At 50.8% G+C, this 16512-nt stretch carries 16 protein-coding genes and 1 tRNA gene; 5 read left to right on the top strand and 12 right to left on the bottom strand.

Translation table 11 applies throughout. The features are described from left to right. Nucleotides 1–1799: 1799 nt before the first annotated feature. Together BCY86_RS02565 and BCY86_RS09615 are read left to right on the top strand one after the other, a co-directional pair. Nucleotides 1800–2135 carry a hypothetical protein gene (locus BCY86_RS02565; RefSeq protein WP_075276316.1) on the top strand — a complete coding sequence of 112 codons (336 nt, stop codon included), beginning with the start codon at nt 1800–1802 and terminating at the stop codon, nt 2133–2135. A gap of 912 nt (nt 2136–3047) precedes the next feature. Then, nucleotides 3048–3203 (top strand): hypothetical protein, encoded by a 156-nt coding sequence (locus BCY86_RS09615; protein ID WP_156865012.1) that lies wholly within the window; start codon nt 3048–3050, stop codon nt 3201–3203. Between the two features lie 239 nt (nt 3204–3442). On the opposite strand, the gene BCY86_RS02555 is transcribed toward BCY86_RS09615, so the two are convergent. From BCY86_RS02555 to tatA, 10 genes are all read right to left on the bottom strand, one after another. Then, nucleotides 3443–3514 (bottom strand) — tRNA-Val (locus BCY86_RS02555). A gap of 117 nt (nt 3515–3631) precedes the next feature. Continuing rightward, nucleotides 3632–4516, bottom strand: a complete 885-nt coding sequence (gene cyoE / locus BCY86_RS02550) for a heme o synthase (RefSeq protein ID WP_075277530.1) — start codon at nt 4514–4516, stop codon at nt 3632–3634. Between the two features lie 140 nt (nt 4517–4656). Continuing rightward, nucleotides 4657–6231 carry a TonB C-terminal domain-containing protein gene (locus BCY86_RS02545; RefSeq protein ID WP_075276314.1) on the bottom strand — a complete coding sequence of 525 codons (1575 nt, stop codon included), beginning with the start codon at nt 6229–6231 and terminating at the stop codon, nt 4657–4659. A gap of 223 nt (nt 6232–6454) precedes the next feature. Beyond that, on the bottom strand, nt 6455–7831 hold the full coding sequence (locus BCY86_RS02540) for an FAD-binding oxidoreductase (protein ID WP_156865011.1): 1377 nt from the start codon (nt 7829–7831) through the stop codon (nt 6455–6457). Nucleotides 7832–7943: 112 nt separating this feature from the next. Then, on the bottom strand, nt 7944–9065 hold the full coding sequence (locus BCY86_RS02535; RefSeq protein ID WP_075276312.1) for an Mrp/NBP35 family ATP-binding protein: 1122 nt from the start codon (nt 9063–9065) through the stop codon (nt 7944–7946). A gap of 204 nt (nt 9066–9269) precedes the next feature. Continuing rightward, nucleotides 9270–9704 (bottom strand): aldehyde dehydrogenase family protein, encoded by a 435-nt coding sequence (locus tag BCY86_RS02530; RefSeq protein ID WP_075276311.1) that lies wholly within the window; start codon nt 9702–9704, stop codon nt 9270–9272. Between the two features lie 107 nt (nt 9705–9811). After that, nucleotides 9812–10003 carry an aldehyde dehydrogenase family protein gene (locus tag BCY86_RS10495; protein ID WP_172824777.1) on the bottom strand — a complete coding sequence of 64 codons (192 nt, stop codon included), beginning with the start codon at nt 10001–10003 and terminating at the stop codon, nt 9812–9814. 53 nt (nt 10004–10056) lie between these two features. Continuing rightward, complete coding sequence (locus BCY86_RS10490; protein WP_075276310.1) at nt 10057–10353, bottom strand: aldehyde dehydrogenase family protein; 297 nt, start codon at nt 10351–10353, stop codon at nt 10057–10059. Between the two features lie 107 nt (nt 10354–10460). Next, on the bottom strand, nt 10461–11669 hold the full coding sequence (locus tag BCY86_RS02515; protein WP_075276309.1) for a pyridoxal phosphate-dependent aminotransferase: 1209 nt from the start codon (nt 11667–11669) through the stop codon (nt 10461–10463). A gap of 67 nt (nt 11670–11736) precedes the next feature. Further along, on the bottom strand, nt 11737–11919 hold the full coding sequence (tatA, locus tag BCY86_RS02510) for a twin-arginine translocase TatA/TatE family subunit (RefSeq protein WP_075276308.1): 183 nt from the start codon (nt 11917–11919) through the stop codon (nt 11737–11739). A 237-nt stretch (nt 11920–12156) separates the two neighbouring features. On the opposite strand from tatA, the gene BCY86_RS02505 reads away from it, so the two are divergent. Then, a complete protein-coding gene (locus BCY86_RS02505; RefSeq protein WP_075276307.1) occupies nt 12157–12678 on the top strand; it encodes a hypothetical protein in 522 nt (173 codons plus the stop codon). A 51-nt stretch (nt 12679–12729) separates the two neighbouring features. Here the strand turns inward: BCY86_RS02505 and pheT are convergent, their stop codons facing one another. Continuing rightward, entirely contained in the window at nt 12730–15156 is a 2427-nt protein-coding gene (gene pheT, locus BCY86_RS02500; protein WP_075276306.1) for a phenylalanine--tRNA ligase subunit beta, read from the bottom strand. A 180-nt stretch (nt 15157–15336) separates the two neighbouring features. Here pheT and BCY86_RS10165 point away from each other — a divergent pair, with 180 nt between their 5' ends. Continuing rightward, nucleotides 15337–15657 (top strand): hypothetical protein, encoded by a 321-nt coding sequence (locus tag BCY86_RS10165; RefSeq protein WP_075276305.1) that lies wholly within the window; start codon nt 15337–15339, stop codon nt 15655–15657. 284 nt (nt 15658–15941) lie between these two features. On the opposite strand, the gene BCY86_RS09600 is transcribed toward BCY86_RS10165, so the two are convergent. After that, nucleotides 15942–16106 (bottom strand): hypothetical protein, encoded by a 165-nt coding sequence (locus BCY86_RS09600; protein WP_156865007.1) that lies wholly within the window; start codon nt 16104–16106, stop codon nt 15942–15944. A gap of 138 nt (nt 16107–16244) precedes the next feature. On the opposite strand from BCY86_RS09600, the gene BCY86_RS09595 reads away from it, so the two are divergent. Next, nucleotides 16245–16439, top strand: coding sequence for a hypothetical protein (locus tag BCY86_RS09595; RefSeq protein ID WP_156865006.1), 195 nt, complete (start codon nt 16245–16247; stop codon nt 16437–16439). The last annotated feature ends 73 nt before the right edge of the window (nt 16440–16512 follow it).

Genomic DNA, 16512 nt, shown 5'->3' with positions numbered 1-16512 from the left:
TCAAAACCAGTAGTAGAACTATCCACACGCTATTAGAAACAGGAAAACTGATGGTGGGTCGACTTCTATGAACATAAAAAGATCGAACAGGAAGATCCTCCTTCACACTGGATCCATGGCAAGAGGCATTCAATTAACTGGGAAATATAATCCCACGGATAGGCTTTCGGAGTATTCGACCGAATAATATCCTACCCAGCCGAGATAAAAACGGGGAATTGATCCTCGTGTCCGTCGATACAGAGGATTGCTCGGTGCCAAGCAAGGCATTCCGGAGCTGCTCGCGATGGAGCACCAACGGTAGATCTTGGCTTACGCCATTGACTCCTAGAAGAAGAGGATATCCTTCTGTTCAATTCGAAGCGAGCCTCTTCAAGAGAAGCAGGATTTCCCCTCATAACAAAGTCTACAACCTATGTCTACAATCTATCGATAGCCAAACGGTGGTACGCGACTTACCCCCTGCAAGCGATTCAAACTCAGATCGAAACAACCCAAAAAGCCATCGACAGGGAAAAAATCGCTGAGGGATCCTATCCTCTATTTGAACAAATCCTATACACGATCTCTCATCGAATCCAACAACTCCTCACGGATCCAGAAACAAGTGCATACTTCCTGGACCATCTGCAAGGGAAGCCCAAATAAGAGAGGAGACATTTCCTCGATCACCCAACGCTGGAACGAACAACACAAGAAGAGAGAGCCGCTGCTCTACCTCTCCCGTCTGAAGGGCATATCCCTCCTCCCTTTCTCGGAGAGGAAAGAGCCTCCATGGAGCCTCTACCTGTTTCTCTACAGAACACGTTGAGGTTGCTGGAAAAACACAACACCATTTTTATCTATTATCTGTACCTACTACTAAAGAGAAGCTCTACCTCCATTCCTAGCGCTGAGCCTCTCTCCGAATCGCTCACTTAAGCACAATCATCGTATTGCCCTGCACTTTATAGATCTCAAAAAACTTCCTAATAATTGGACCTTTTACCCCCCAACCCGAAAGTTGCTCAAACCTGTCAAAAGACATCTGTTTAACTGCTTTCTGATCTGCATCGTGCCAGATAGATTTGGTTTGATTCAATATCGTAGCCAGTTACTACAATCCAATGTAACAGAGGTGTCTCTTTGGGGCAGGCACCCTCTACCACGCATTGTGTTGCCATATCCAAATATTTTTTCCCCTCTGTTGCATACTCCAAGAAATATGAACAAGAACAACATGATTGATTAATCTAGCAGAAATATTTTCGAAAACCACACCATAATAGACGCGATACTGCTTACCTTATTCCTGTTGTTCTTTTGTCCGATCCGATACAATTCATCCATTCCGCTAGCTGCTCAGGCACCGCTCCAACAGGTGGAAGACAACTAGAGAACGTCTAATTAGCAAGAGATATCTCCGCAATAAAGTTCAAGAAATTGAAGACACCATCTTTTTGTTGAGTTTGTAAAGGCATGAATGAAGGAGCACATTGTTTTCTTCAGACAGTTCTTCCGCAAAGCCTCCACATCCCCCACCATCAAGCCAGCTGAAAGAGCGAGGCAAAAAGGCTGGATGGAAACCGACCAACAGGATGAGAGCACATTCTACTAAGTATCGTCGTGTAATTTACTAAGTTAAGAAACAGAGTTTGTTAGTTCCTCCAAAAATCTTTTTTTATAATATAGGAAACAATCTGATTTTACCCAATCGCAATGTCAAATAACATTGTAGGGCTTATCGAATAGATTCGGAGTCGCTCTGCGCATCCATCAAGCTGACCGCGGAAGCACCTCCGCACACATCTCATTCCAACATGCTGTTAATTCACCATTTGCCCCGCAAGCTTCTGATTTTTCTAGCATCTCCCTCCGTTACTTCCATCGCACTCCCCTCGTATGCAAAACATTTTGATTTCTTCTGCGACGATGCCCACATCGCAGTTCGTCACTCCAAAAAGCTAGTGGAGTTAAGAACCTCTGCTTATAATCCAGGAGAGCCATTAGAAGGCTATACAGGCCATCATATGGATAGGGTCGCTACACTCCTCTATCAGCTCGGTTTTCACCCACTTACAACAGCTAGAGCTGCAGGAGGCAGCTACGCAGTCGAGACGCCTGGTTTAAGCTGGCTTCTGTGGCACCGTATTTAGCCCTGACACAGCTGGATCGGCGGAATGTTGATCACAGTAGCGCTCGCCTGAAACACATCCTTGGCTGCATGGATTTTTGGAGGGCCAGAAAGTGTGCTTTCACCAGCTTCCTCCTGCTCAGTCTTTTATGGATAAGTGATCTATGCGTAGATCCGCGTAACGGATGGAAAGCCGGGCTCACTTGTGCCGCAACAACGCTCACTCGCCCAGAATGGATGATGTTCTTCGGAGTCGCATGGGTTGTTGCTCTCGCCTTTCAAATCAGCTCACACAAAGGGGGGATCGCCCTCGCCCAATGCGTCTTTGCTTACAGTATCATCATTGGTATATTCCTAAACTAATGCCATTTTTATTACGGACATCTATTTCCCAATACGTGTCATGTCAAACTGACTGGACGCAAGCAGGAGATGGTTCAGAGAAGGTTGAGGTACATCTCATTCGCAGCCACCAAACTGGGCCCTCGCTTTGTAAGCATGTGCGGTCTCGCTTATCTTCTCCCTGTGGCCTACCCTCTTCCTCACATGGGATAAGCGAAAGGCACTGTTGCAGCCACACCTTCTCCACATGCTCAAGAGGTTCATCACCCCAAAGCAATTGTTTGGATCAAAGGAGTGCAAAACTGCAGCTAGAACTCCTCTGCTGAACTTGTTTATGGGCCAGAGCAATGGGCTGCCGCAGGTTGTTGGATAGCTGCACATCATAAGCCAAAAGACACAATGGCCGTCGGCGTTGCTGGAGCAATGCCTTATTACGCAGAACTCCCCAACATCGATCTATTCGGGCTATGCAACAGATGATTGCTCACGCAGGAGAGGTCATTGGCTCATATCCAGAGCATCAACGACTTGTTCCGCTTTGGTATCTCCTACAGAGAAACCTATTTTTTTGTTTATCAGCGCTGAAAATCTCATGGAAAACCCCACTTCTCCCCCTCCTGCCGATCCGATTGGGAACTCCAGAGAATATATATATGGGCAGATGATCACGTGGACGTCCTACAGCACCACGCCCCTTTTCCCTTTACGCTGCGATTCCTTCTTCGAATCGATCGAGCGTGCGAGCTAACAAGAAGTGCAGACTTAACTTTATCCACCTTTCCTTCCCAATAGGAGGTTCCCGCTCGCGCCCTACAGTACCATCCAGTTAAGCGCACACACCCAAAGGCCTTAATTCTCTAGAGTTGGCAAAGCGCATCATCCTATCATTAGATGATACGTTTTTCATTTCTTGAGCTCACATAAATCCTACAGGCATCCCCTCCCGCCCTACCGTTGAGCAGAGCGATGACTGCGATGGATCACTTGTAGGCGCGATTGGAATTGAACCAACGACTTCTACCGTGTCAAGGTAGCGCTCTACCACTGAGCTACGCGCCTAATTCAATGAAATGACCTTCATTTCTAGCTATATCTCCTTTTTTTTGTCAAGCAGAAGCCTTGGTGGGACACTCGTTTCACAGAAGGTACAAGGAGCAAGACAGTTCCATCAAGCACTCAAGAAACGCACGCATGATCTAAAAGAAGAGCACACAATAGCAAAATTAAATAAATGATGGAAAAACCGAAAAGGGAGCGTGCCCAGCGTTCCGCTTCTTCCGAACGAATGGATCGAAATCCGCGCACTTCAAATCCCAGTAGTGCAACTCCGAGCAAGATAGCTGAAATGAGGTAAAATCCACGCGCCAGATGAAGATAAAAAGGAGCCACGCTAATCCCTACCAACAGAAGCGAATAAAATAGGATCGCTCGGTGCGTCTCCTGTTGACTGCATACTGCTCCATACACGCGAAGACCCGCACGCGCATAGTCCTGCTTGCGGAAGAGAGAAATAGCCATAAAATGAGGTAACTGCCAAAAAAAGAGCAGACCAAACAAAGCCAAACCGCCCCCTTCAATTGTACCGGTTACGCTCGTCCACCCCAACAAAGGAGGGATAGCCCCTGGAATAGCCCCTATTTGGAGTGCATACAGCGTACGCCGCTTGAGGGGAGTATAGATGGCTACGTAGCTAATCAGCGCAAACAGACCGAGGAAACCTGTCAGCCGGTTGACGTGAAAAAGAAGAGGGACCGCAATCAATCCGAGCAATAAGCCAAAGCCAAGTGCTAAAGCAGGAGGGATACGGCCTGCCGGGAGAGGGCGATTTTGAGTGCGCTTCATCAGCGCATCCACGTCTCTTTCCCACCACATGTTGAGCACATTCGCTGCTGCAACGACGAGCACGGTTCCAACTATCGCCAAAAGCAGCTGATGCGATGGCAGCGCGCCAGGAGCCAAAAACAAGCCTGCCCCCGTAGTTGCTAACACAACCAAGGTAATGCGAGGTTTGGTAAGTGCGATCAGGTTACTCGCAAGCGAGCTTATGGAAGATGGTATCACCACTCAGGCCTACTACCACAATTATACTTCTTCGTCTTTGACGTCACTAGCAATAAGCAAGCGATCTCGTTGTTTTTTCCTTCTTACTTCTTTTATCCTTCATGATGTTGAAAAACACACCTCTCCATCAAGAAAAGAGGTCACCGAATGCTCCACGAGTGACGAAGAAGAGACTCATCAGCATGGTTACCATCCGGAACTACAGAAGGGGATTTCGAATTCCCCTTGAGAAGAAAGGGACGCGCATGCATTGTAGAACAAGCATAGACTTCATCACGATGGAATTCCCAATGCAAGTAGACATTTCCATCAAAAGAGAGGATCGACTCCGGAGCTGCTACAAAAGGGACGGCCTCCTGGACAGCTTCCAACGCAGCGAGATCAAACGCAAGCACCCCACTCGTCCGAACAACCCCCATTTTCAGGATGTTTCCACTTTGGTTCAGAACGATTTCAAGGCGTGTAAACAGCTTGAGGTCGTTCATCGGATGCCCTTTCGGCAACTGTTGGAGGGAAGCCAAGAAACCATCTGCAAAAATAGGATGGATCTGGAGGTGAATGGTATTCAAATAGGTAGCAAAAGGGGATGCAGCTGCATTTAACGCTGTCTGGTTGCCAGCTTTGACAAAAGAGACGTAGTTCTCGATGGCGTTCCGCCAACGCTCGATACCGACCCTAGCCCATTTCCCCTGATGCTCACTCTTTCTCCGTTGTCGATCGCGAGCCTGGAGTGCGTGGATTTTTTCTTCTCCCAACACCGCAAAAACTCCTTCATGGGTTAGGTTGAAATTCACCTCCCCTGCAGGTCCCCGATGCCCCAAACCCAATCTGGGTTTGGCTTCGAAGCGGACATTTCCCCCATTTGATCGAAAAGAAGAGGCCCTTTGCTGAGCCTCACTAGGACGCTCCAGGGAAAGGACCCACCCATCGCGAGCAGAGTGTTGCAATTCGTCATTCCCTTTAGAAAGAGAGGGGTCAGAAGGAGAGTGGGTGAAGGCAGGAGGCGGCCAATCGCTGTCTTGAGGTGACAGGGCCGCAGAAGAATTCCCCCTCGTCGGCACAGAAGGGGCGTGAGCGTGCACAGCCGCTTTTTCCCCTTCTCGCGGTTGGTCCGCATTAGAGTGAGGATCTCCCTGTGTTTCCTCACTTTGAGCGATCTTTGTCCGATCGCCATCCCCCTGATGAGGGGATAGCATCGCATGAGAGAGCCCTGGAGAAGAGGACGGATCATCTTGATCGAGGGCAGTCTGGCGCGCAACCGTTTCTTCTTTGACATAATTCGCTTTATTTGCAAGAAAACGAGCTGTTGGATGATCGGATTGCCCTTCTTTAGCGTGTTGTCGAATTGCAATGCGGTTGTCCGAAGGGGGAGGAGATGCAGAAGGGGGCACAACAACCGGAGGGATCTCCTCTGGCTCCTTGGGGGGAGACGGTTCCTGAAGAGGAAGCAATTTGGGTTCCTGAGGGGTCGGTCGAGAAGGAGGTTGAAGAGAAGAAGGAGAGAGGGAAAGAAGGGGATCCGCCATCGCGATTTCAAGGACCTGATCGTCATTCCGCGCACACACCCGAGCTTTCTCCGCAACTTGACGCAACGCCTCGCGATCGATCTGCAAAGACTGCAGCCATTCCGCCATTCGTCCAGCTCCATAATGCAAGCAGAGCGCCGCACAGATCCAGAGAATCATCGGGGCATTGGTGTCGCATCTTTTAACCATTCGCTATAACCTGAGAGAGAAAATCCGATCTCCTCTTCGTCGCCATTAAGCCTGCTTTCATGAAAGAAAAGAATCTTAAAGATCCAATTAACTCCTAATTAATAAAACAAAAGGGTTAAAAAGAAAGAAGGCAAAAAACTTATCTAATTAAAAACCACCAAGGGTAAAACAATCCTCGTACAAAGAGCATTAATAGCAATAAAAAAGGTGTTAGGCTTTGCTTTCAGCAGGAGAAGTGCCCTCTAGAGGGGAAAATCTTACCGGGGTTGAGCAACCCCGCAGGGTCGAACACCCGCTTGAGATCCTGTTGGAGCGTGATCAGTTCAGGAGATTGCTCGAGCCCTATGTATTCTTTCTTGGCCCCTCCAATCCCATGCTCTCCCGATAAAGTCCCTCCAAGGCGAACCGTCTCTTCCATCAGTTCCCTCACAGCCCGAAAGACAAGCGGTTTTTCCCTCTCCTCATTCCAAAGGAAATTGACATGGAGGTTCCCATCTCCCGCGTGACCATAAGCCAAGTGCTGCACCTCTGTGCGATCCCCGATCCGATCAACAGAAGAAAGAATCTGAGGGAGCAGCGTTCGAGGGACGACCACATCCTCCGAAATTTTGTACCGAGCTAGCCTCCGTGTAGCCCTCGAAAGCAGACGGCGAGCCCCCCACAGCCGCTCGCGATCCTCTTCTGTCAGCGCAACAACAATCTGCAGTAAACCAGCAACTGAAGAGATCGCATTCCCTACCCGTTCGAGCTCCGCATCCAACCAACTGGGATCTCCATCCACTTCAACAAGAAGCATTGCTCTCGCTCCGGAAGGGCTCTCGTATCCTTCTGTGCGGAGCGCTTGCAAGGTTGCGTAGTCCAACCATTCAATGCATCGGGGGACAAGTTGCGCCTCTCCAATCGCCACAACCGCACGAGCACTGGCAGCGATATCCTTAAAATAAGCGAGAAGGGTAGCCACCGCGGGCGGCTTTGGAACGAGCTGAAGCGTAGCCTCCGTAAAAATCCCTAAGGTCCCCTCACTACCCACCAGCAGAGCAGTGATATCATAACCAGTAACCCCTTTCGAAGTGCGGCGACCGGTACGCAAGACACGCCCCCCCATCAAGCAGACCTCCACACCTAGCACGTAGTCACGGGTCACCCCATATTTGAATGCACGTGGTCCCGCCGCATTCTCTGCAAGATTCCCTCCGATCTGGCAACTCGCAAGCGAATTGGGATCGGGGGGATAGAAGAGCCCTTCTTGCTCCACAGCGCGATGGAGCTGCCCCGTCGTCACTCCCGGTTCCACGACCGCGATCTGATTCGGTCGATCAATGTCTTTAATGACGGAGAGCGCATGGGTCGCAAGGACAATTCCACCCTGCACCGGAATAGCCCCTCCTGTGCGCCCCGTCCCCCCTGCACGCGGGGTCACTGGAATAGGATAGCGCTGGGCGATCTCTAAGGTTTTGACAATATCCTGCGTGCACTCTGCAAGGACAACACCATCCGGAAGCATCCCCTCGACTTCACTTTCGTCGCGCGCATAGAGGAGCGTTTCATCTCCTTCCAACACCTTCGAAGGGCCTAACGCTTTGCTCAAAGCGCTTATCACGCGCTGCCTTTCCCTTTGAGGAGATTCCACACGAGTACGCAACACAGAAAAGAGTATAGCAGTTTTTTGAGACCGATTCCCTCCTTTTTCTTCCCATCCAACGCAATGCTACTCAGCGGACCACAGGGAGTTTCTTCTTCTCAGGCTCCCCACCGACGCGATCGATGACAGGAGTGTCCTCTTCCGCATGCAGTGCTTCGATCCTGTCGATCAGCTTCTCCGCGATCCCAACGAACAGCGAAGTCAACGGAGCAAAGGGTGCAACTTGCACCGCCGGAGCCCCTTGGTCTCCACATTCCCGCACAGTAAGCTCAATGGGGATCTGACCAAAAAGAGGAGCAGAAGCGAATCGAGCGACAGCTTCCCCTCCTCCACGCCCAAACAATTCGTAGCGGCATCCTTCTTGATCCACAAAGTAGCTCATATTTTCAATCACGCCAAGGACCGGAATATGCACTTTCTGACACATAGACACACTCTTAAACACATCATCTGTGGCCACGGCTTGAGGGGTCGTGACCAAAACCGCACCACTCGCTCTAACACGTTGGGAGAGAGTGATCGAAACATCTCCTGTTCCAGGGGGGAGGTCGAGAACCAAGTAATCGAGCGGACCCCAATTTACATCTTTGAGAAACTGCTGCAAGGCGCTGTGAAGCATCGGCCCTCGCCAGATCACTGCGCTCTTCGGGTCTTCTAAGAGGAACCCGATCGACATCAATTTCATTCCAAAGCGCTCAAGCGGCTCAATGCTTTTCCCATCCACGGAAAAAGGGTGGCTGTGGATCCCCAGCATGGTCGGGATCGAAGGGCCATAAATATCCGCGTCCAAAATCCCTACCCTGTACCCCATCTGACAGAGAGTCGCAGCCAAATTGGTCGCTATCGTGCTCTTGCCAACCCCACCTTTCCCACTCATCACAAAGACTATCTGCTTGACGTGAGGGACTGGATCATCCTGACCAACCGATCGGCTGATCACCTCCTCCCGCCATCGGATTTCAAGCCCTCGCAGTTCGGGAAGAACGGAAAGTTTCTCACGGATCTGGCTTCCAAGAATGGAGTGACGTCCCCTCTCTCCTCTTTCTTTTCCTCTGAGATCGAGGACAAGGTGTACCTCTCCCCCCATCACGGACAGATCACTGACGATTCCAAGTTCCGTGATAGGTTTCTGCAAAAGCGGGTCTTGGACTGAAGCGAGTGTCTGATAAAGCGTACTGTGTTCGAGAGGCATGGAATTCACCTAAAATTAGCTTAATGAACAGTCAATGGAAGGCGCGATGTCTCATCGCAAGGCGTTTATTCTGTCATTTCTCCGATAGCAAATCGGAGCCTTCACGCCCCACCCCCGAGTCTTTGACGCTTCCATAAGATAAGGCATGGCATCTATTCGAAAGGTAGGGATTTCATTGACAATCAACACACCGACTTGGAGTTTTTAAAACGCTTCACAGATCCGATGCGCCGAATCCGTGTACAGACCTACCCATAAACCATAGCGAGATGCCTTGGTCATGGCAAGCGTATGCTCCCACTCGCGATAGGGCTGCACCACAAGAACAGGTCCAAACACTTTCTCTTCAATCACGCGAAGACCCGTGGAGGAGGATGGAATTTCAACGCGATCAGGTGTAAATGGTTTCGATCGCGCCGCAGAGGAGATGTGTGCCATCGCTTGCAGCGCTTCCTCACACCACGAATGCACGCCCTGTACGCTCGCCTCATCCATCAAAGGGCCTATCCATCCCGTTTCATTCAAAGGAGGATGAGAAGCCCACTCATTAACTCGCTCCCTCAACGCTTCGAAAAGATCTCTTGCAATCCAAGTATGCACGTGGAGACTCTGAACTTTTGATACAAGCCTGACACGCATATCCAAATGCACCGAATCAGAATCCGATCAATCACTGTAAAGAAGAGAGTGGTAAAATGATCATCACGCACCCATTTTTCCCCTATCGGATTAGCACAAAGAACCATCTACACAGCCCCCGATAGAATGCCTGCAAGTCGAATCACCTCCGCTAATGGGGCATGAGCAGCGTCTGAGGAGGGGTTTTCAGAAGAACACTGCACCCTGCTGCCAGCGCACGCAGGTGCGATCTTGTGCACAGCCAGATTGAGAGGAAAGTTGAAAGGGGAGATCCCCAATACGGGACCACGTGAAACCACGTCCAATCGCCCGAAAATCCAGGCCCGTGCGGTGCAAAATCAAGCGGAATTACCTACCCTCGCTCACGGGATACTTCCTCTGCCCCTTTTTCCCATCCAGAGATGGTACACCCCACTTCGATGCACGCGAGGCGGATCGGTTTACCCGTCTCACGAGCGATAACAACAGCGAACTCTTCCCTCCGCTCTCGGCGCAAGGAAGCAATGCGCAGGAGCAGATCGCTTCGTTTGTAAGTTATCATCTGACGAACGCACGCACTCGCTGCGACGGCAGTCACAACAGCTTGTCCGGCCTCGCGATCCCCTGCTAGCACAACCTGAGCCAGATCTTCTCCACTCCACGCATCCACAACGCGAGCGCGAGGCCCTTCTTCAATCCTCTGTTCATCTATTCACAGAGGATTGTCCTGATCCTAACCCTTTCATCTCATCACTTCGTTTTGTTAAAAAGAGCGAGTTAGCACCTTTTCCCTTTGAGGATCGCGTTGCGCAACGCTTCCATCCCCTCCTGGATCTCCTCTTCATTCGTTGCATAACTAAAGCGGAAATAGCCAGGTGCACCAAAGGAATCCCCGGGGACAGCAGCAACGTGAGCACATTCAAGCATCCACAGACCGAGCTGCGCATCAGTCTCCAGCTGCTTCCCTTCCCATTCAATTCCGTAAAGCCCTCTACAATCTGCAAAAGCATAAAATGTACCTTCCGGCTTCCGGCAATGCACTCCAGGCAATGAGTTCAACCCCTCCACCATCACATTGCGCCGTCGCTCAAAGCGCTCACGGAAGGTTTTTAATTCACTCTGATCTGCTGACGAAAGAGCAGCAAGCGCAGCATACTGCGCAACGGCAGTCGCATTGGTCGTACTCTGGCCTTGAATAAGATCCAAGGCTTTTGCAAGAGGGGGAGGGACAATCGCCCAACCGATACGCCACCCAGTCATCGCATAGGCTTTCGAAACACCATCGATGACGACGATCCGCTCACGCAATTCCGGAGCGAGTTTAGCCAGAGACACATAGGAGAAATCGTCGTAGACAAGCTCACCGTAAATTTCATCCGCAATGATCCAGCAATCATGGGATCGAAGAACAGCGATTAAATCCAACAGCTCTCTGGGAGAATACGTAGATCCCGTCGGATTGGAAGGGGTGCAGAGAAGAAAAGCTTTTGTCTTAGGCGTCAAATGCTTCTCCAGATCCTTGGGGGTCACTCGCCATCCATTGCTTTCCGAAGTGGGAATGATGATGGGTTCTGCCCCCATCAGACGCACTTGCTCCGGATAACTAACCCAATAAGGAGCTGGGACAAGCACCTGATCGCCCGGCTCATAGAGAGCGAGCGCGACATTAAACAGGGCATGCTTGGCCCCTACACTGACACAGACCGAAGCAGGGGTAAAGGTCCACCCGCGCCGGCGTGCTGTGAATTCACAGATCGCTCGCTTGAGAGAGGGGATACCAGACACCGCCGTATATTTGGAAGCCCCTTCCTCGATCGCCTTCTTCGCAGCTTCTAAAGCGCGAAGAGGAGGGTCGAAATCAGGTTCACCCACACCAAAGGGGAAAATTCGAATTCCTTGGCGGCGCAGTTCATTGGCACGCGCATTGATAGCCAACGTAGCACTGGGCTTAACTTCTTGGATTCGAGAAGCAAAATGATGTGACATAAAACCTCCTACTGATGAGCAATAACCGTCTCCAAAATAGAGATACTTTCTTTAGCGCGAGGAGGTTCTAGGCGCGCCGATCCTCATCATCCCGCTTGGAAGGCTCTCGATCCCCCTCTCGAAGGCCCTGTTTAAAATTACGGATTCCCTGACCAAGCCCTTTGCCAACTTCTGCAATCCGCCCAGCCCCAAACAAAAGCAGCGCTATAAGCGCAATTACAAGTAATTCACCGGCTCCCATATTACCCATGATAACCTCTTGAGCGGTTGATCCTTCTATTTTACAATGATTTAGTTTTCTTCATCGCTAGCAACACCCCTGAAACATGACAAGTTTAGTTTATCGAAAAAGCTGTTGGGTTAAAGATAGAATTTCACATAGAATAATGTTCAGATTCAACCACCTAAGATCGCTAGCATGAACGACTATCATTATTCACACCACAGCTCCCTAGCCCCCCTTCGCTTTCTCAGGAAAACAAGCATCATGTGTCTCAGCCTGCTCTGTGCAAGCGCAGAAAGCGCTTATGCAAGCACCGTTTCTTCCTCCCCTAAGGGGACAATAGGAGGTGTGCTCTTAGGTGCAGAATTAGTCATGATCAGCGAATCGCTTATTGGGGTTGAGGATTCTTGGTCTTATCTGATCGGAGGGGGAATAGGAGCTATAGGAGGGGGCATTGGTGGATATTTAATCGATCAAAGCGCACTGAATCCCTACGTGTCAATCTCTATGTTAGCAGGGGGGCTCGCTTTGATCATCCCCGCAACCGTACTTACCCTCAATGCAACGCGCTACAGACCGAGTGAAGATGCTTCTGAAGATCAGGCGCCGACTCAAGAAGAGAGCCGCACCACGACCACTGCTCTTTTCCAGATCAATCCCACTGTGTGGCGGTGCTCAATCCCAATCCCCGAAGCACGCCCGATGTATTCTCATCAAGAGCAAAAACAGCATGGAGTCCCCCAGCAGCTGCAGTTTCATCTTCCTTTGATGAATGTCGTTTTCTAAAGCAATCACAATGAGAACGGACATGCTCTTTCTTCTCGTTGCACTCTTTTATTAAGAGGCGCGTAGAGCAGCATCAAAGCGTTGGATCACCTCTGTGACCACATGCGCGTGAAGTATATCCACTTCTTCATCGACAAGGGTCCGATGGAGATTGCGATAGACCAAGTGAAAAGCCAAGCTTACGTGATGTGGAGGGAGATTCCCCCCGGTGAATCGATCGAAAAGCTGGACGCTCTCCAAAAGAGGACCCGCGACCTCCCGAATCGCTTTTTCCAGGAGACCTGCAGGGATATCCGTAGAGACGACAAGAGCCATATCACGCAACACTGCAGGATAACGGGGAGGAGGGGTGTAGTGGGGAACAGAGCGCTTAAGCGTGTGGAGTGCTGCGAGATCGAGCTCCACCAGCACGGTCCTTCTTTGTAATCCAAAGGCCTCTTCGACATCAGGGTGAATCAACCCGAAGGTCCCTAATTCACATCCTTGGTGTTGGATCCTCGCGTAAGCGAGCGGATGGTAGGTAGAACGGGATTGGGTTGATGCACCCGTGATGATTTCCCACTCGAAACACCCCCACCGCTGCAGGAATCTGACAGCAAGCCCTTTTCCATCGAGACTATCCACAGGCTGTGGTTTCTGTAAATAAGCCTCGCGATCCCCTGCAAGGACAGCCGCCAGCATCAGTTTTTCTTCTGGCAAACCGCCCTGCGATCCCTCTAAAAAAATAGAGCCCAAGGTGAACATCCGCACGTTGCACTCACCAACACGACGAGCTCGCGCCACAGCTTCAAACAGACCGGGGAGCAGACTAGTCCGCATCACATGACAAAATTCATGGAGCGGATTCTCCAAAACAACAGAAGGAGGTGGAGCCCCTATGCTTTCCAACGCCCGAGCAGAAGTGAAGCTGTGGGTCACAGCTTCCAACAACCCCATTTCTACGGCAATCGATCGCGCTTGACGCAATGATTTCTCTCGAGTTTCCCCTTCTGTTGAGGCAATAATAGAAGGGCGAATCGGTTCGATTTTTTGGATGCCGTAAATCCGCCCAATCTCCTCGATGACATCGACTTCATGGGACACGTCAGGGCGATGAGAGGGGGGAACCAGCGTCCAGATTTCTTCCTGTTTTTCTACCACGTCAAACCCCAACCCCTTGATGGTTTGAGCTGCCTGATCATCGGAGACTCTCAATCCTAATAGGTGTTGAGCGCGAGCAGGCCGAAAGCGGATAGAAGAGGCAGGCGGCTTCCGGACACGCCTCGAGAGGAGCGGAGAACCAAGCCGACCGACATTCCATTCCACTGCCCATGTGACCACGCGAGTGAGCGCATGGATCACGGTAGAAGGATCAATCCCTCGCTCGAAGCGGTGACTCGCCTCCGTATGATATCCATGACGGCAAGCCGTCCGCCGAACCGAACGCGGGTCGAAATGAGCTGATTCCAAAAAGACTTCACAGGTGTCCGCACTAATTTCAGAATCTTTTCCACCGATTACACCAGCCAGTGCAACGGGAGTTTGCGCATCTGCAATCACCAAATCCTGAGGGTGCAATATGCATTCTTTTCCATCGATCGTCTGAATGCGCTCCCGTTCTCGCGCGGTCCTCACGTGCAATGTGCGACCCGAGATGCGGCGCAAATTGAAGGCATGGAGCGGATTTCCCCACTCCAACATGGCGAGATTGGTCAAATCCACCATGCTGGAAATAGGGCGCATTCCTAATGCCGCTAGGCGACAGCGCACCCATAGAGGGGAGGGAACGATCTGAACATCGAGAAGCACTGCACCCGCATAGTGAAAGCAGGGTGCCCCTTCTTCCAGAATAAGGGATACGGGAGAGTGTTCGCCAAAATCTTCCACCGATACATGAGAAGGGAGCTCAGGAAGGGACCACGGAAGCTGATATAGAACGGACAACTCTCGGGCAAGTCCTACGTGTCCCAATCCATCTGAACGGTTGGGGGTTAAGTTTAAAGAGAGAATCGTGTCTTGAGCAGAAGGCACGACCTGGACAAATGGAGTCCCTGGCTCCGCAAAAGAAGGGGGGAGAACCAGGATTTCCTCTTTCTCAGCACCAGTGGCATCCGCTATATCAAGAGCTGCTTGGGTGCACACAACCCACTCCTGTAGTTCTTCCTTCTTAACAGGCATTGGCAAGGAGCGTTCTGCGATCGGCGATCCAGAAGGTGCTACAACCACTACTTCCCCTTCTTTGACCTCACCGAGGTGCGGTTGGACAACAGGATGGTATTCTCCACCCCCTACATCCAGCATAAGCTTGCGAGTCTTGGGAGAGGAAGGGTCAAACGTAACCGAAAGGACCTGCGCAAAAAGACAAGGGCTGCGTTCAACCCCAGTATGTTCAATATCTTCGACCTCAATTCCTGCACTCGTGAGTCTCTCTGCCACAGAACAGGGCTCTGGAGGCAACTGAGGAACCAACGAACAAAGCCATTGCAAAGACGCCTTCATTGAAGTGAATCCATAGCATGCAGAACGCCTAACAGCCATCTGAATCGAAGCGAGCTGAAGCAGAAACCGATCAGATCCTGCGGCAGCGATTCAGATGACTCCTCAAGACACTCGCAATTCGCTTGACTTAGACAACCGCATCAGGCAGCCATTCGAGGTCTACCTCCCATTGTACTCATTGTGAACTCTCGATCTGCCGCTGCCTCTCTCCTCTTACTCGCACTCACAGCAGCCAGAGCTAGAATTGCACACGCACAACCTTTACCCAAACAGGCAGTAGAGATCGCGACGATCGCACTCAGCAAAATTCGGAAGGGAATGAAAGGGTACAGGCTCACCGCATTTGAAGGAATTGAACTCATACGTTTCGAAGTCGAAGTGGATCGAAGTGTTCCATCAATTCCTACCCGGTCAAGTTCTCATTCTCGTCAAAATCCAGCATTCACGCCTCGACCAGACAAAAAATGTTCAAGGGAGCAGCGGAAGCCCCATCTATATTGAAGAGCGCCTAGCAGGTGTTTACAGATAATCTGACTTACCAAGCGAAACGGTGGTCGGGGTTACGCCTAGCGGGGGTCACGCTTGCAGAACTCAATCGCCCGATCCCTCCCGGTTTCTGACCTTTCGAATCCGGCAAACAAGAGGCTACTCCCACCATTTTCATGCATACTACCCTGTCTGGTCTCAACGTCCCCTCTAATTAATAATCTCCATCAAGTGGATCCCAGCCGTTATGACCCTCACGCCCATCTCGATCAGTTCGCTGCGAGACCCCATTCCAATCCTCACCAAGAAGCTACTTCTCTCATCCCGCTACCCGTTAAAACCACTCTTGCTAGGGGGAGGGGGAAGAGGACCCCTTGCCCTTGCTCAAAAATTGCTCGAACCAATTGGATTTGAGCCCCCTTAGGCAAGTACAGGGGGCCAGTCCAACAACGAAACCGTCCCACGTCACTACACCAATGGAGGTGTGGTAGGAATCTAATTGGCAAGGGGAGACATTTCCTTGATGGAGCTAGGGACAGTGACTCACGTACAAGGCTCCAAGCTTTGCGCATTTGGGCATCCCTTCTTCAACGGAGGCAACAGTGCATTGCCCACCTCGATTGGAAAAATCCACTGGGTCTTCGCAAGCCATCGCCACATTTCCAAAATTAGGAGAAGCGATTCGCCCGCTCGGCGCGATGATCCAGGACAGGCAAAGTGCGATTGTGATTGACGAAAACATCACAGCCCCTAGTTCCCTTTCTCCATTGACATCGACGGAGTTCCGGAAGCACTAAAGCGTTCTTGGCGTATCGAAGTTGCGCAAGAATACTTGCTCACCACTCTCCTTTCCCTATTGATCCTCAACAC

Source organism: Pajaroellobacter abortibovis, from assembly GCF_001931505.1.
GTDB classification, from domain to species: Bacteria; Myxococcota_A; Polyangia; order Polyangiales; family Polyangiaceae; genus Pajaroellobacter; species Pajaroellobacter abortibovis.
The sequence above is the reverse complement of the archived record's forward strand: the minus strand, read 5'-3'. Positions and strand labels throughout refer to the sequence as shown.